This window comes from Paenibacillus sp. FSL K6-3182, from assembly GCF_037976325.1.
Lineage (GTDB): Bacteria > Bacillota > Bacilli > Paenibacillales > Paenibacillaceae > Pristimantibacillus.
Map to the genome: position 1 here is coordinate 5,381,023 of NZ_CP150265.1, position 16,126 is coordinate 5,397,148.

General features: G+C 41.2%; 17 protein-coding genes. 8 read left to right on the forward strand and 9 right to left on the reverse strand.

Going from position 1 to position 16,126, the window contains the following annotated elements; translation table 11 throughout:
- Positions 1–729 precede the first annotated feature (729 nt).
- A complete protein-coding gene (locus MHH56_RS23815) occupies positions 730–1,011 on the reverse strand; it encodes a hypothetical protein (RefSeq protein WP_339204142.1) in 282 nt (93 codons plus the stop codon).
- A gap of 192 nt (positions 1,012–1,203) precedes the next feature.
- On the opposite strand from MHH56_RS23815, the gene MHH56_RS23820 reads away from it, so the two are divergent.
- The 5 genes from MHH56_RS23820 to MHH56_RS23840 are packed head-to-tail and all read left to right on the forward strand — an operon-like array spanning position 1,204 to position 3,517.
- Entirely contained in the window at positions 1,204–1,446 is a 243-nt protein-coding gene (locus tag MHH56_RS23820) for a spore gernimation protein GerQ (protein WP_339204144.1), read from the forward strand.
- A 12-nt stretch (positions 1,447–1,458) separates the two neighbouring features.
- Complete coding sequence (locus MHH56_RS23825; protein ID WP_053376866.1) at positions 1,459–1,845, forward strand: spore coat protein; 387 nt, start codon at positions 1,459–1,461, stop codon at positions 1,843–1,845.
- Positions 1,842–2,978, forward strand: coding sequence for a zinc-dependent alcohol dehydrogenase (locus MHH56_RS23830; RefSeq protein WP_339204145.1), 1,137 nt, complete (start codon positions 1,842–1,844; stop codon positions 2,976–2,978). The genes MHH56_RS23825 and MHH56_RS23830 overlap by 4 nt, the downstream gene beginning before the upstream one ends.
- Positions 2,979–3,009: 31 nt before the next feature.
- Positions 3,010–3,210, forward strand: coding sequence for a hypothetical protein (locus MHH56_RS23835; RefSeq protein ID WP_339204146.1), 201 nt, complete (start codon positions 3,010–3,012; stop codon positions 3,208–3,210).
- A 10-nt stretch (positions 3,211–3,220) separates the two neighbouring features.
- Entirely contained in the window at positions 3,221–3,517 is a 297-nt protein-coding gene (locus MHH56_RS23840) for a spore coat protein (RefSeq protein ID WP_339204147.1), read from the forward strand.
- A 509-nt stretch (positions 3,518–4,026) separates the two neighbouring features.
- Here the strand turns inward: MHH56_RS23840 and MHH56_RS23845 are convergent.
- From MHH56_RS23845 to MHH56_RS23855, 3 genes are all read right to left on the reverse strand, one after another.
- Entirely contained in the window at positions 4,027–5,124 is a 1,098-nt protein-coding gene (locus MHH56_RS23845) for an L-dopachrome tautomerase-related protein (protein ID WP_339204148.1), read from the reverse strand.
- Between the two features lie 107 nt (positions 5,125–5,231).
- Positions 5,232–5,426: a hypothetical protein gene (locus tag MHH56_RS23850; RefSeq protein ID WP_339204149.1), complete on the reverse strand. Its 195-nt coding sequence runs from the start codon at positions 5,424–5,426 to the stop codon at positions 5,232–5,234.
- Positions 5,427–6,074: 648 nt separating this feature from the next.
- Entirely contained in the window at positions 6,075–7,385 is a 1,311-nt protein-coding gene (locus tag MHH56_RS23855) for an amidohydrolase family protein (RefSeq protein ID WP_339204150.1), read from the reverse strand.
- 158 nt (positions 7,386–7,543) lie between these two features.
- On the opposite strand from MHH56_RS23855, the gene MHH56_RS23860 reads away from it, so the two are divergent.
- Positions 7,544–7,972 carry a MarR family transcriptional regulator gene (locus tag MHH56_RS23860; protein ID WP_339204151.1) on the forward strand — a complete coding sequence of 143 codons (429 nt, stop codon included), beginning with the start codon at positions 7,544–7,546 and terminating at the stop codon, positions 7,970–7,972.
- Between the two features lie 963 nt (positions 7,973–8,935).
- Positions 8,936–9,103: a glycine zipper domain-containing protein gene (locus tag MHH56_RS23865; RefSeq protein ID WP_339209713.1), complete on the forward strand. Its 168-nt coding sequence runs from the start codon at positions 8,936–8,938 to the stop codon at positions 9,101–9,103.
- Positions 9,104–9,913: 810 nt separating this feature from the next.
- Here MHH56_RS23865 and MHH56_RS23870 read toward each other — a convergent pair.
- From MHH56_RS23870 to MHH56_RS23880, 3 genes are all read right to left on the reverse strand, one after another.
- Positions 9,914–10,474, reverse strand: a complete 561-nt coding sequence (locus tag MHH56_RS23870) for a hypothetical protein (protein WP_339204152.1) — start codon at positions 10,472–10,474, stop codon at positions 9,914–9,916.
- Positions 10,475–10,608: 134 nt separating this feature from the next.
- On the reverse strand, positions 10,609–11,097 hold the full coding sequence (locus tag MHH56_RS23875) for a DinB family protein (protein ID WP_339204153.1): 489 nt from the start codon (positions 11,095–11,097) through the stop codon (positions 10,609–10,611).
- A gap of 234 nt (positions 11,098–11,331) precedes the next feature.
- Positions 11,332–12,222, reverse strand: coding sequence for a LysR family transcriptional regulator (locus tag MHH56_RS23880; protein ID WP_339204154.1), 891 nt, complete (start codon positions 12,220–12,222; stop codon positions 11,332–11,334).
- A gap of 99 nt (positions 12,223–12,321) precedes the next feature.
- Here MHH56_RS23880 and MHH56_RS23885 point away from each other — a divergent pair, with 99 nt between their 5' ends.
- Complete coding sequence (locus tag MHH56_RS23885; RefSeq protein WP_339209714.1) at positions 12,322–13,215, forward strand: DMT family transporter; 894 nt, start codon at positions 12,322–12,324, stop codon at positions 13,213–13,215.
- 607 nt (positions 13,216–13,822) lie between these two features.
- Here the strand turns inward: MHH56_RS23885 and MHH56_RS23890 are convergent.
- Positions 13,823–14,680 carry an aldo/keto reductase gene (locus MHH56_RS23890; protein WP_339204155.1) on the reverse strand — a complete coding sequence of 286 codons (858 nt, stop codon included), beginning with the start codon at positions 14,678–14,680 and terminating at the stop codon, positions 13,823–13,825.
- Between the two features lie 15 nt (positions 14,681–14,695).
- On the reverse strand, positions 14,696–15,037 hold the full coding sequence (locus tag MHH56_RS23895) for a metalloregulator ArsR/SmtB family transcription factor (RefSeq protein ID WP_339204157.1): 342 nt from the start codon (positions 15,035–15,037) through the stop codon (positions 14,696–14,698).
- Between the last annotated feature and the right edge of the window lie 1,089 nt (positions 15,038–16,126).

The window sequence follows — 16,126 nt, forward strand, 5'->3', positions numbered from 1 at the left end:
CTTGGAGAATGCTAAGCCTATTTATTCTTAGAGGCATCACACCTGCATTTGGGAATCGCTCTTTATTGGGCTTTATTCACAATCTGGGCAATTGTCTATGCTTTCCATACGACAAAGAAGGCGAGCGTCTTATGGATGCTAAATTTTCTTGTTTTTAATGTCATCGGTTTCGCAGTCTTCCTTTTGACTATGGAAGCAAGGGGGGGCGATACCTCATATATACAGAATATATCCTCCATCATTTTCAAGCACAAATAAAAGTTATTGATTAGTGCATCATACGTCGCAGGTTTCCACTTTGCCGCCCGTAATGAGTTCACGGTGCTACGACACGTAGATGTTAATGCCCTTTGTCGATATTCAATTTCTAAAGTGAAGCAGGCTGTTTTCAGGGAGAGTTCAAACTCCAACTAATTGTATAAATTGGGCCCCACTTCTTAATAATATCCGGATTCGAAAGTTTTTTGAAAATGTCCAAGACATCTCAAAAAAAAAAAGCTTCGGCACAAGCCGAAACCTTCTAACAGTGACTCTCTGTGCCTATGGCAAATACGTTCCTCCGAGCGTCAACGCAGATTCTTTGCCCATACGGAAAGTATTGACTAAAAATCATCGCAGCGTCTACTCGACATAGACAGACGATCATACCTCGACATTAGGAAGCCTGACTCCACTTGTCTCCGAAAAAGAAGGAAAATCTCTACCAAGCCTATCTGCGCCAAGACAGTTTTATTGTTGATCCGGTAGACGTAATGCATTTTCTGAAGTTTGTGCTTGATCTAAAAATTCCTCTGCATGGGTCAATTGCTGCCGGGCCGTCTCCAAAGCTTGTGAATTTGTTGCCGCATTAGGTTCACTTATCGAGTTTAACGCCTGATTTAAAGCCGATTGCGCCTCAGATACCGCGTTAAATGCATGCTGCTCCAGCGTATTGCCGCTCGAGTTAAGTGTACCTTCTGCCGGTTTTCTTGCATTTTCGGTGGCTAGATCAATTTTGTTTTCATTGGGCAAAGCGAGTCATCCTCCCTTGAGCAGAGATCATTAATTTAAACAGAAATAAGTATGCGGATGAGATTTTGTTTATATTCCTGCGACTGCATGGGAATATCCGGATCCCACATTTCCGGCAAACAATTTTAGTATAAGATCCTGTGCCTCGGAAAATCTAACGTTGATGAAAAAACAGGAGGTGATGATTACTCAATGAATACGCCAACGCTAGCGCCGCACGAATCGATGGAACTACATGAAGCGTTAAACTTTAAAACGCTCTGCATCGCTAAGTCAAAACTTATGCAAGGCTTGGTCTTTGACCAAGAGCTTAAAGCGTTAATGCAGAAAGACGTAATTCAATCCACACAACAAATCACCGAACTGCAAGCAATCTACGCAAGAGTTCCTTTCCAAGCGCCTGTTCCGAATAGCCCGACACCTATAACACATTAAAGAGGAACGCAAATGAATACCGATTATTTAGACCCGATTAATTCATTAAATATGCCAGAAATGGCAGATATGACTTTTGCAATGGACTTCCTTCTTCGTGCCAAGGAGGGTGTGCGAAATTTGTCCATCGCCCTGACGGAAACGGCTTCTCCGGATGTAAGAGCGCTGCTGCGCAATCATCTTAAGCAGGGAATTGCAATGCACCAAGAAATCACGGAGCTCATGATTCGTAAAAAATGGTTCCATCCTTACGAGCTGAACGAACAGTACCAACTCGACCAGCTTTCGGCGAAAAATACGGTGATGATCGGGCAGATGAATTTGTTCCCGGGTGATACGTCGCGTAAAGGGATGTTTGATCGGACCCCAGATGAACATATTGGAGGACATAAAGCATGAAGGCGGTAACGTATCAAGGGATTAAAAATGTCGTAGTCAAAGAGGTGCCGGATCCGAAGATTGAGAAACCGGACGATATGATCGTAAAGATCACCAGTACCGCCATATGCGGTTCCGACCTTCACCTTATTCACGGGATGATCCCTAACCTTCAGGAGAACTATGTCATCGGGCATGAACCGATGGGGATCGTAGAAGAGGTAGGCCCAGGCGTGACAAAGGTAAAGAAAGGCGACCGTGTGATCATCCCATTCAACATCGCATGCGGAGAATGCTTTTTTTGCAAAAATCAGCTGGAAAGCCAATGTGACAATTCAAACGAACACGGGGATATGGGCGCATATTTCGGCTACTCCGGAACGACCGGCGGATACCCTGGCGGGCAAGCCGAGTATTTACGAGTCCCGTTCGCAAATTTTACCCACTTCAAGATTCCCGAAAACTGCGAACAACCGGACGAAAAGCTAAGCTTGATCGCCGATGCCATGACGACGGCATTCTGGAGCGTAGATAACGCCGGCGTAAAGAATGGTGATACGGTCATCGTGCTCGGCTGCGGTCCGGTCGGACTACTGGCCCAGAAATTCTGCTGGCTAAAAGGAGCAAAGCGGGTCATAGCCGTCGACTATGTCAATAACCGCTTACAGCATGCGAAGCGAACGAACAATGTGGAAATCGTAAACTTCGAACAGGATAAGAATATCGGCAACAATCTAAAGGAAATGACCAAAGGCGGCGCCGATGTCGTGATTGATGCGGTAGGAATGGACGGCAAGATGAGCGATCTCGAATTTCTAGCAAGCGGTTTGAAGCTGCAAGGCGGCACGATGAGCGCATTTATCATTGCGTCTCAGGCTGTCCGCAAAGGCGGGACTATTCAAGTCACTGGGGTATACGGCGGACGCTATAACGGATTCCCGCTCGGCGACATCATGCAGCGCAACGTGAATATCCGTTCCGGACAAGCTCCGGTCGTTCACTACATGCCGTATATGTACGAGTTGGTTACGTCGGGCAAAGTGGACCCTGGAGATATTGTTACGCACGTCATTCCGCTCAGCGAGGCCAAGCGCGGCTATGAAGTGTTCGATACCAAAACGGACGATTGCATCAAAGTCATCTTAAAGCCTTGAATATGGATAGATACATGGGAGGACAATCCGAATGAATTCCAATTATGCTTTGCATGAGATGCTGGAGGTTCATGAAATAGCTGCGTTCAAGACGGTTTGCATGACTAAATCCAAAACCATGCAAGCTCTGGTAACCGACCCGGAGCTCATGCAAATTTTGCAGCAAGATGTGCAATTATCACAGCAGCAGCTTCAGGAGCTCGGTGGAGTGCTGTCTAAAATGATCCTATAGGAGATAAAACATGAACACAATATTAGAACACATGGCAGGGCTTCATACGCTGACCGATGACGTGATAGCAATGGATTATTTGATGAACGCCAAGAGCGGAGTCAGAAACTACGCCATGGCCGTGACCGAATGTGCCACCCCCGAAATCAAGCAAATTTTGATGAAACAGCTCGACGAAGCCATAGACTCCCATGAAAAGATAACAATCTACATGATGCAGCGGGGCCTATACCATCCCTACCATATTCCAGAGCAAATTCAGCTCGATCTGAAAAACATTCAGACCGCTATGAACATTCCGTCCTGACACCGTATTTCTTCCATAGCCGGAGACTTCAGAGAATAAAATGTTCTCCGTGTCAAAAATCCAACAATACAATAAGGGCGGATACTGTCTAGGCAGATCACAAAGAAGTGCTCCTGATCGGCATCCTCAAGAAAGTGCCGTAGGATTTGGCTACATATACTGAGGTAAAGAGGATGGTGGACTCGCGGACCAACTTGAGGTTGAAAATACTAACCCGTTTCGCGGGAACTTTCTTTTCGTAGTGGTTTGCCGAGAAGAACACAAGTTGTTGATTTGCTTGTGTCATACGTTGTTCGCTCCTGGTTAGAATTAAAGATCCCCTACTCCATAAGCGGAATAGGGGATTTATTTTGGGATCAGCTCGGCCAGCCAAGAATCAATTTCAAGGTCTAACAACAGCCTCTTTATAATAGGGCAGTTGCGGAATCAATACAATTTTACAAAAATATAATATTAACTGACAAAATAGGCAGCTCCTGATGAGGGATATCTACCTTCGTTTATAATTATTATGAAAAGGTAGGAGCAGGGAATTCATCAATTCTCATACGAAGTAAACTATATGGTTTTTCCCGCAGGTCTCTTCCATAATGAAATCTCGCCTGCCGATGTAATTGATTCACAATGACATATAAGTATTGATCGGGGCCAATCGAAAAAGTATCAGGCCATAAAATTCTCGGGTCATGTGCGATGGTTTCCATTGTACCATTCGGCAATATCTTTCGGATACTGTTGTTTTCATAGTCTCCCGCATAAACGGTGCCGTTTGCGCCGGTGATCATTCCATCAGACGCACCTTTTTCCCCCCAATACTGAACATATTGGGATAAATTCATGTCCTGTATCCTTCTATCTCTTAGGGCTTCTGTTGAGATTGAGAACAGTTGACGGCTGGTTAGCGGAGCATAAAATAAAACCTTTCCATCAGGAGAAATCGCTAAACTATCGGAAGCCAATCTAAATGGGGAAGTCGAGCCGTCCGGGTTTCGATTCATCAAAATTTCACCTTCTACTTTCGGTAAAAAATAGGGATCAGGTGAAGTTGATATTGCCCCATTTAACCGTCTAAACGCGTTCCCATTTTCTAAATCTACGACGATAATAGCTCCTGGCCCTCTGGAAGAAGAATCCGTTATATATGCATAGCCTGCTCTTCCAACACGAAAATCCAAACGGACATCATTCAGATAAGTTGTTGGCAAGACAACATTTTCTGTAAAGGTATATACTCTTCTTATTGTATTCGTGCTTAAATCAACAGCAACTAATTTTGCTCCCCCTTGGATAGGTTCAGAAAAATTTGGTGCCCCTGTATCTAGTACCCAAAGTATTCCTCTCCCATCAGCAAAGATACTTTGGACACTAACGAAAGACATAATAATATTACCAGTATTAACCGAATTTATTTCTAAACTGGGATAAGGCTGCATTTCACCCTCAACAATTTCCGCCACAGTAAATTTAACGTCGTCTCCCCATTTCGGAAAGCAAACAAAAATACGGCCGGTTTCGGAAACGCTGACACCTGTAGGCATAGCCCCATAAAAAGCATGCACCAGTTCAAACTGTCCAAAATATTTTTCCTTAGGTAACATAGGTTGCATGATATCCTCCTTATCAAATCCGAACGGATATCAACTATATATGATGAATTTTTTTTGTAATGCCTGGTTCTTAATAAATTTTTCTATCGTGATGAATGCTGTGGGTTTCAACTTCCCATTATTAATGCTAGGAAGATATTTTTCCTCGCCTTGCTTGTACCTTGCTGCTTTATTGTTAGGTCTACTACATAATATGGTGGAACAAATAACCAACCATGCCCAGCACGCATATTATCATGAACATCTACAGACCAAAAATGCTTTCGTTGAATTTTTGATTCTTCTGGAAATTCAATGCTCAATGAACCAAGTACCATATAATTACATATCCTTTCCTCCTCTAAAATGCGAGAAAGAGTCGATGAAATATCAATACAAGCCCCAAGACGACCGTCCCTAACTAACACTCTTTGTTCAATAGTTCTGCTATTATTGGTAATTTCACTCTGACATTCTGTAAATAGTTAGGGTCATCATAAAAACCAACCTTGTCGATTTTAATTCTATTTGCGAGGAAGTCCTTCTCAATTGTATTAAAAGCCTCGTTATTTTTAGTCATGTAAACCTCCGATTTTTTAGGAACATATTAAATCTCTTTTTCTCTGACCTTACTGAATAGCTCCGTTACTACCCTATGCTTATATCCTTCAGCCACCTCAAAATATTTACTAGTTCTAGTCACCTTATAAATTATGCTCATCCTTCTTCCAATTCTATAATGATTGAACGATCTGTTCCTCGTTAGGATTCCTTAGTTGATGAGAACTACATAGGCCACGCAGACCGGAAATAACCGCCCTCTTCATTCGCTTAGCATGTCAAGGGCGGTGAATGTATTATATGGTTTGTAGGGGCGGTCGGATAATTATTTCGTTTACACTGGCATCCTCTGGTTCGTTAATGGCGTATGAAATCGCTCTAACGACATTTTACGGGGATATCGACTCTGGTTAACATAGTTGTTGCACACCTTTGAACCACACAGATTTGATCGACAAGGTATCCGAGATGTTGGTTGTCGGATCACCGGTTACTAGTATAAGGTCAGCGCGCGCACCTTCGGCAATACGGCCGCGATCGATAAGGCCAAAGCAACGGGCCGGTTTCGCTGTTGCCGACTGAAGCGCTTCTATCGGTGTGAACCCTGCCTTCACCAGCAATTGCATTTCATGATGGACGCTGGCTCCATGAGCAAGGCCGCCAAGATTAGGAACGGGAACAGGCGCGACATCCGTCCCTACTAGAATATCAACTCCGGCATGGTGAAGGTCCATCACATTCTTAAAACTGTTCTCCATATTGCCTTGCGGAAACGTATTGAAGCTTGAGTTCAAAATATTGATCCAATCCGGACTTAATTTGGAATGAACACGCGGATCATTCGCCAATTCCGATGCCGGATTTCCAATAATAGATGAATTTAACACCAAGCACGGTGTAACAAAAGCGCCTGAATCCGCAATGGATTTGACTAACTCGGGCGTGTACTCGGGTCTGTCGATAAACAAGTGGCCCAAACCGTCGACTCCAAAATCGATGGCTTCTTGCGATGAATGAGCAGTCAAGACATGGGCGATGACCAGCTTATCGAACTTGTGGGCTTCTGTCACGGCTGTTTTTAGTATCTCTTCGCTTAATACAGGTAGGCCAGGTACACCCATGACCGTTCCTTCTTCAATCATGATCTTAATATAGTCGGCTCCATTCTCGACTTGGGTATTCACATGTTTAATCGCTTCTTCCACCGTCGTTACTTGCGGTATTTCTTCGTGATCGTGAGCGTATGCAGCTAACATCGCTTCCCGGTCTTCCTCCGATAACTTCTCTAGTTCCTTTAATACGAATTCCGGTATTTCATCTCCATCCGGCAGTAATTCATCTGGGTGTCCGCCCGGAGCGGTAATCGCTGTGCCAGCAGAACGGACATCTGCGATGTCATTCACATTTTTCAACTGAATCTCGCGCCCTCTTTTAGTAAAATCGCCGTTCATTTCGAGTTCTGTTGTCACGCCGAATTTTAAGGCATCTCGTAATCCGCCAATTGAGGTGTGGACATGTGAATCAATCAGACCAGGCATTAGAGTCGCATTTTCTCCATCGATAATCGTTGCATCGGCCGGAAGGTCTCCGCCCACTGAAATAATGGACTCCCCTTTAATGACAACATGTCTGGGCGCAATCATTTGATCTCCATCAAAAATTCGTATATTTGTAATCGCCGTAACTTGTTCTAATGCAGCATTTTGTGTTAGATTTTCCATTTGAATTCCTCCTAAGTGTTTTCTGTCTAACAATTCGGAGTATAACTGTTAGTTATCTAACTGTCAACAAACTAATGTTTGTTTGACAAGCCAATAGGATCGCTGTATAGTTTAGTTGCTTACAGTTAGGTTCCTAACAATCGCAGGGGGGGACGATCATGCAATCCAAAAAGGATACGCCTTATCTGGATTTGTTTCAGATTATCGGTCTTAAGTTAAAGAAAAGAGCGGACGAGAGTATTAAAGAGCAGGGGTTAAACGCTCAACAAGGAAAATTAATCGATTACATTTACCAGAACCAAAATAATCATATTATTCAAAGGGACCTTGCCGATCGCTTTCATCTACGTGGTGCCAGCATTACAAGCATGCTTCAAGGTCTAGAGCAAAAAGGGTTCATCGAGCGCAAAATTCCGGCTAATAATGAACGACAAAAAAATATATATGTATTGCCAAAAGCGATTGAACTGATTGAAGACTTTCAAGACTCATTCCAAAAGGTGGAGGAAGAAATCGTTCAAGTCCTTACCGAGGAGGAAAAGCAAATCTTAAAGAAAATGTTGATTAAAATTAATGAACGCTTATAATAAAGGAAAAAACCTACTCGACGCCTACTTTCAAAGAAATGTTATTACAGGAAATCAAAAGAATCATTGTTCCCAAGCGACACGATAGCTCAATTATGACAAAGAGGCAGCCGATCATAACGATCGGCTGCCTTTTCTATCAAAAGGAAAACGAACAATACAAAATGGTTTGGGTTAATTGAAAAAATGATTGTGGTTTTCCTCTTCATGAACAGCTAAGGTTCAATTTTTTTGACCAAAAGCTGTACTTCATGCTCTTGTACAGAAGAATAACTACTTCTGTTTTTTTCACACCTATCCCCTATTCAATAATTATGTCATTTAGCTTCCTTTTCCGCGCACGCTCGCCTTCCATTTGCTCGCTTAATTCTCGTATCTCGGTTCGAAAATAATTCAAGCCCTCAGCAGATAAAAAGGGAATTAAAGTCACGATTTTTTCATTGCAAAATTGGTTGTAATCGTTAAAATCTCTATGGGATTACTTAGAGATCGATGAGATGAAAATGATGCTGCGCAAAATAGTTAAAAAGATAATACTTAAAAAGAAGAATGTACAACCGGAAATTATCTGGAATCTTTAGTAAAGCTAGTTAATCAACTCGCGTTTTCTAAAGTAAAAGAAGGACTCCTAAGCAAGAAAGTCAAGAGAAGAGAATAGAATTTTAACCGAAGTTAGAAACTTCAAATATTGTGGCGATTATTGATGTATAGTTTTTTAACTTTTTCTAGATTGCAATTACTTCTAGGTTACAAAATAAATATGTCTCAATCCCCTAATATATCTATTTAAACATTATATTTACGAATCCTTTCAGACTAGTTAGGACATGTTATTCATTATGTTACGGTACATATGTAGCAGCTTTCATTAAAACGAAGGAGTGAAATTAGTTGACTAAAAGCTAAGAACTCAATCGAAATGATGATTTTGACCGAAATAATACCAATCAGGATGGTGCTGACATAGGAAAAGCTGTAGGAACCGCGGGTGGTGGTGCTTTAGGCGCTGTCGTAGGTTCTGCTTTTGGTCCTGTTGGAACTGTTGTTGGCGGTATCGTAGGCGCAGCGTTGGGCAATAAGACGGGGGAAGCTGCAGAAGATAACAAAGACGGATCACACCGAAAAGATTAACTCGTTAGTAGGTATTAGGTGCTATGCAATTTAGATTGTTTTTGATTTAATATTTCTTAGATAGTTACAATAAATAATACTTCACTCCCTAATGCTGCATTAAATTGTACCAGCGCTTCAGACAACTTACATGCAAAAGAATAAAATCCTGTATGCTCATATGCAGGGTTTTATTTTTATAATTGATAACTTTTCGTTATCTAATAGTTTTGAAAAACATTTTAACTATGTAAGCATTATATGGATTAACGAAAATGTCAAAATATCAATATCTCATCCTTGCCAAGATTATGGATTCTGACCAGGAAGGCGTCTACAAATATAATAATGATCGCATAATAGTGAGTGTAACAATAATGTAAACAGCCACACACTGGCAATACTGTGGTTGAAAGATCACGCTTCCACCGCGTATGGCGCCTTGCCATTTGAATGAATTGTAACTTGATTTCAATGACAATTAATATTGAGTATAAATTTAAGTTTTACTACAAAATATATAATTGTATTAAAATCAAAAACAGAGCGAGGTAATCAAATGAAAAGTCTTTTATTAATTGGCTTTATCAGCTGTTTAATGATGTTCAACTCAATTTCTGTATCAGCGGCAAATAACGTAAATACACCTGAACAGGTGCTTCGTTACGATGTCAATCGCATAACTAATGACACTAAACATTTTATTGTTGATCATTGTCATATAACAGGGTTATGTGTACTCTTAAAACCGATTGAACTATTTTCAAAGCAAACTGCTCCTTATTTGTTGAACTATCGTACCCGTTAGTTCAAGAAAGGCAGCCTTTGTAATTAATTAGCACTAAGAAGATTACCGTCCTTATCATAATATTTATATTTAAATACAAGGGAACTATCCTTAGGTATATCAATCCATGTAACAGACTTTTGATTTACACTAAACTCTTGTTCAATTAACTGTTTATTTACTACCTCTAATTCCATTTTTGCAATATTATTATCCTGATTAGTCACAATCATAAATTTCAAATTGCTGGATTCATCTTTCGATTTGTGAATTAAGAATGTAGTAAATGATTGACCTGCTTGTTTTTCAATATTTCTCCATTCATAATTACCTTTTTGGTTTTTAGAAAATTGAATATATGCTGGATTATTATTTGATAAGAAGCCAACTATCCTTGCATCATTAATATCTTTAATCTCCAAAATCTCAACTGATTCATCTTCATAACCCTCAATAGACTTAATCACTTCTTGTATGGATTCTTTATCATTTCCATAAAGTACATAAAGTACATTTGAACTGTTTGAAAAATAAATAACAATCATTGTAATCAAAATGACTGCGATTAAAACATATACTATTTTGTTTTTCTTTGATATATCCATATGCCGAATTCCCTCCTTCTAAGGAAACATTATAATATCTATTTTATTTCGCATAACTGCCCGTTAGTTGAATGAAGGCAGCCGTCATTTTGACCAGCTGCCTTTAGAAGTTGTTATTGAGCTAACGTGTCCCGTTAGCGTAACAACTGGGGTTTGATGAGATCTTTGCCAATAACATTTGCTGACACAGGCTTTTTGCCAACTTCTCTTGCCCAGACCGATAGTTGGCCAATATGGTGGATTTCATGTGCGATTATGTGACGCATTACTTCACCCCACGCATCGACGGCCATTTTCCCGTCCGGTTGGGGATCGTAAAATGGGCGAGTCTCCATACCTACGTCCCAGGAATGTACAAACGGTTGCACTTCACGCTGGAACGCTGCATCCAGGTTGCGGACTTTCTCCAAACTACTGTAACTTTCAAAACTTTCTTGAAAATCTGATTTTCCCTGCAGGGAACGAATCCAACTCCACTCCACATCGATAATGTGAAAAAGAGTATGCAAAATCCCTCCGACTCCACCTGTACGAAAACGAAGCAGCTCCTCCTCCGGTACATCCTCACACCACCGGTACCATTCTTCCCTGATCAACCAATTGTAACGGAACATAATTTGCATGATATTCCTCCGCTTCTTTCACGATTTAATTTAAGCTTACTATTCTGTCGAACAAAGAACCTAATGTTGAATCGTCCTTCTCGTTATCTATATACTACCACTTATTGGAACTATTCTGACCGTTAACGTAATGAAGCAGCCGATCATTGTGGTCAACTGCTTCCGTGTTTTTATTGAACTATGTTTCCCGTTAGTTTTGTGAGATACGCTAATACTCTATGCAAAATTTGCACATTAGCGGTTCTGGTCGCCGGATAAATAAAGCTCCCTTGCGGTTTGCAGGAACAGCTTCACCCCGTGAGGAGCCTCCTTCAGAGACGGAACCGCCAATTGGATCTCTCTGAACGGCTGCGGTTTAATTGTCCGGACGCGGACATTAGGCGGTAGCACCGATAACGACAACGAAGTTGTCGATACGATCGCGACGCCCAGCCCTTCTTGAATCATGCTCAATGCCGTGGTTATGTTGTGGCCGTCATATTTGACGCGTAAAACGATTCCGAATTGCTGAAATAGCTCATAAATCGGCGTTACAAACCCGCCTTTGCATACAATCATAGGTTCATTGTCCAGATCGGTGATATGGATTTCTGGCCGGCTTTGCAATGGATGATCGTCCCGAAGGAGCAGACACAACTCGTCTTTAAAGAACGGTATCCCTTCCAAATCACCGTTCGGTGGAATAATCCAGCCGACATCGATTATTCTAGAAGACAGCCATTCTTTAATCTCGTCAATAGTTCCTTCGTACAGTTCGAACGTCAGCCCAGGGTGCTTCTCCCCGATCACCTTTAATATTTTCGGCAAGAAGTGTGCGGACACAATCGGGAACGTCCCAATACGAACGGTGCCGACTTCAAACCCTTTCTCGGCCGTTACCTCCTGCTCCACCTTATTGTAGCCGTGCAAAATCTCTCTGAATATGACAATTAGGCGCTTCCCAATATCGGTGAGAATGATCCCTTTCTTTTTATCCCGAATCATGAGGATGACCCCCAATTCCGATTCAAGCGTGGAGATGGCTCGGCTTACCGCAGGCTGTGTCATATTCAATTGCTCCCCTGCTTTTGTGAAATTGCCGGTCTCTGCGATTTTCACGAATAACATCAGTTGAGAATGTGTCATAACAGTTTTGATATCACCTCTATAGAAAACACTCATTTCATTTATCTTAGGAGGAATTGTATCATGGTAAATACAAATCCACAACAGGAGCTGAAGAACATGATGCAACTTTCGCGAACACGTACTATTGTATATTTAACGTTTCTAGTTACAATGTGGGGGGTGAACTGGCCGCTTTCCAAATATGCGCTCGAATTCGCTCCGCCATTGCTTTTTGCCGGCTTGAGAATATTTATTGGGGGTCTCATATTACTTCCTTTCGCTTTACCCCGCTACAAGAAGCTTAATCTGAAGCATACTTGGCGCGTCTACCTAATCTCCGCATTGCTGAATATTATTCTCTTTTTCGTCTTTCAAACTTTCGGACTGAAAGCTATGCCAGCCGGACTGTTTTCGACGATCGTTTTCTTGCAGCCTGTTCTACTCGGCGTCGGCGCTTGGTTGTGGCTGGGCGAATCCATGACCAGTTTGAAAATGGTCGGTTTGATTCTCGGCTTTCTTGGAGTCGCTGTCGTCAGCGTAAGCGGAGGCTCCGGTAGTATTTCGACCGTCGGCATCCTGCTCGGTTTAGCCAGCACGATCACTTGGACGTTCGGTACCATCTATATAAAGAAAACCGCGACAAAGGTCGATGCCATTTGGTTGGTCACTGTTCAGATGATCTTTGGTGGAATCGTATTGTTGGTTGCGGGTTCTACCGTTGAAAGCTGGATGGATATCGTTTGGAATCTGTCATTCCTTTCGTCTTTGTCGATTATTTCGATTTTCTGTACAGCCTTGACCTGGCTCGTATTCTTTCTGCTTGTCGGATCGGGTGAAGCTGGCAAAGTCGGTTCATTTAATTTTCTAGTCCCTCTCATTGCGATCGTGACCAGTGTCCTTTTCTTGGGTGAAACGATCACTTCCAAACTGGTAGCGGGACTCGTTCTAATTATCGCAGGCATTGCACTGGTGAACCTCAAACTGAAATTTCTGCAAAAGGGGAACAAATGACACATGGGAAATTAGAAGGAGGGAAGAGAACGCGTATGACGGCCCGTTGTCGATAGAAAATAAAGTATTAGACTGGGTATCTTTATTCCACGCGGATTCACGATTGTAATAACGTCAGACATCATAAAGTAAGTTTTAGACTGGCCTCAGAAATTGAAACAGCGACAGCCAAGGATGAGAAAATAAAGTCCTAGACTGTCGCTGTTTCATTGAACTTACGTATCCCTTTAGCTTAACGATGTTTCAGCTAAGATTTTCTCAACTCCCTTACCGATCAGTAATTTTGCTACATCTTCATCTACTTGAATAGGGGATTCCCCAGTATAGATTTCACTAAGTATTATGGAACCGTCTGGTTTTCCTACCATTCCCGTTTAACAAGATCTGCTGTAGACTACGATCGATAATTTCCGACAAATGTTTTTGCTGTTCTCTACTTTATTAATCTTCTGCCATTGTGTCTGTAAGTCAACATGGGCGTTATATCGGTGAAAGTTCGGGAACAGGGGCTGATAAGCGTCTACCATAGCTAAGGGCAGCTGTATTCCTCTCAAATTCGTTCCTAACCTTAGAAAATGTAGACAATCTCATCATTCAAAATGAACCTTCACACAAACAGTTTCATAAGTTTAACGTATATTGGGTTCACCATATACCCAGTCGGGCTTACCGAATATCTTGACCCTGTTCCCAAACGATGAATTCTCTCCATTTCTTCATCGCTCAACTTGAAATCGAATATCTCACTATTATCCCTAATCCTTTTTGGATTAGAGGACTTAGGAATCACGATAACATCACGTTGTAGATGCCATCGCAGAATTATTTGGCCTACTGATTTTTTATGATTGTGAGCTATATCAATAAGCGTCGGATGCTTCAGGAGTTTCTTGTTTCCTTGTCCAAGGGGTCCCCAAGCCTCATGCAAGATTTGATGCTTAATCATATACTCGTGCAATTCGTTCTGCGGAAATTCAGGATGGGTCTCGATTTGATTGATCATCGGTGGAATTGTACTGTGCTTCATGAGGTTTTCTAGATGAAAAATTTCGAAATTCGCAACACCGATTACTTTAATCTTCTGATCTAAGTAAAGCTCCTCTATAGCCTTCCATGCTTCTGTATAATGAGGCCCGGCAAAATGAATTAAATACATGTCGAGATATGTAACGTTCAACTTCTTGCAAGTTTGTTCAAAAGCTTTTTTCGTTGCCCGATACCCAAGATCCGTTGTCCATACTTTAGAGGTTATGAAAAATTGTTCGCGAGGAATTCCGGATTTGAGTATTTCACGCCCCAAGGCTTCTTCGTTCCCATAGATTTTTGCGGTGTCAAAATGGCGATAACCGGCTTCGATCGCTTCGCCAATCGCGCTATCAAAGGGTTCTCCCTTAGCAATTTTATATACACCAAAACCTAATTGAGGAATTGGGACTCCATTAACTGCCTTAATAATCTTATTCAATTATTCCCCCCCTAATTAAGGATATTCTTTGCATTGTATAAGAGCGTTCTCGATTTCCTGTACCAATTTTTTCAATATTTTAAGCTTGCTTTGCATGTCTAGCCTATAGTAATTAATAGTACCTTCTTTAAGAACACTTATGATTTCAGCTTCCTTCAAAATCTTTAGATGATGAGATACAGCGGGGCGAGAAAGGTGTGTTTTTTCTCTAATCTCCCCTACACGCATTCCTGGGTGCTGCTGTCCTTGTATCAAGGTAATGAGAATGGCTTGCCGGGTTTCATCACCGATCGCAATCAAGACTTTTTGATTTTTTTTGAATTCACCGGCTAGATTTGACACAGTTCCTAACTGCATATTGTCACCCCTCACTTCCGTTCAAATGTTTAATTCTTTGGACAGTCAAAGCTTATCATTCTTTTATTGCAGCTGCCATATTGGGAAAGTTATTCGAGATCCTGATTTTTCCATATTCAAAATCTTACTGGTTAATGATGCACAACTTTTATAATTTCGCTATTTTACCTGTATCCGTTTTTAAGACTCATTCGCTTGCCATAGTTCACTTAAAATCATAATAAACATCTCACGTGAGCAGTCGAATGTATAGTTTGCTCTTATGGGAGGCTTTGAACCATCGTTCCCCATCCCCCGGTTTTAAGGGCTTATCACACACACACTCACCTATGCGCAGATTTACTTTGTAGCTCATTCATGCCCCCTTTCCAAGGGAGGGAGTCAATGTTCCATCTACGAAACTATTCCGTTAACCTGCCCGTTAGTTCAACAAAAATTTGCCTTAACAAAGATAAAAAATACAAAAACCCGACCTCACGAGGTCGGATTTTCCTTGGTGGGTATGGAAGCGAGGGGCGCCACCCTTTATATAAAGACTTTTCTCACTATATGAGTGCTTCTCTGAAAATCTATCCCCCCCTTCCCTCAAGCGATATTTATCATTAGAAAGACATTGACATTATCCACGGTAATTGATTCTTGTGGGAGTGTACACTAAATTAACAATCAAAATAATAAAAGTAAAATTACATTAGTTAAAAAAGATTTACTATATGAAGTGAAAAATATATCGGAATAAAATATTCGCGTGGATGTTTGAAATAGAGGATAATACTATCGTGATGCTGGGCTATTCGATAAAATAGCGACTTTAAACACTTCGCGTGGATAAATTTTAAATTAATCGAATAAAAAATTTAAGACAGATCGTTAAAACGACCTGTCTTTTTTTATATTGAAATAATTTCACATGATTATTAACGTCCTGGTGTTCGTTACTTTATTCGTTAAGTTATTCTCAATTACGTTATACCCCTAGTTAATAGGATGATACGCCCAACTCATGTTCACTCCGAATTACATCTCCATTTGATGTAAGAAAGATAAATAAAAAAAAAAAGACTCAAGCATCAATCCCTCTTATAAAAA